This window comes from Mesorhizobium sp. M00.F.Ca.ET.216.01.1.1, from assembly GCF_004010325.2.
Classification (GTDB): domain Bacteria; phylum Pseudomonadota; class Alphaproteobacteria; order Rhizobiales; family Rhizobiaceae; genus Mesorhizobium.
The window spans coordinates 1-314 of sequence record NZ_SADR02000399.1 but is presented as its reverse complement, the minus strand read 5'-3'; the positions used below and the strand labels follow the sequence as shown (position 1 = coordinate 314).

Sequence of the window (314 nt, the reverse complement as noted above, 5' to 3'; positions counted from 1 at the left end):
ATCGCCTCGCAGGTGCCGGCAAAGCCGCCCGTCTCCATGTTGCGGAAGACGCGCTGGCCCTTGCCGTCATAGCCCATGCGCCGCGTCTTCAAGACGCCGCTGCCGCTGAATTTCTTCAGCGCGGCCGTCAGCTGCTCGTCATTGTCGATGGGACAGAATTCAGCGGTCGGGATGCCGATGCCGTTCAAGAAATGCTTCTCGATCACGCGATCCTGCGCGACTTCGAGCGCGCGGGCCGGCGGGTAGACCGCGACTTTGGTGGCGAGCGTCTCGGCCGCCGCAACTGGGACATTCTCGAATTCGTAGGTGACGAC

Annotated in this window: 1 protein-coding gene; it reads right to left on the bottom strand. The window is 63.7% G+C overall.

Annotation, left to right across the window (positions count from 1 at the left end):
• Positions 1 to 314 (bottom strand): ATP-grasp domain-containing protein (locus tag EN859_RS36660; RefSeq protein WP_135913711.1); only part of this gene is annotated, 314 nt, incomplete at both ends.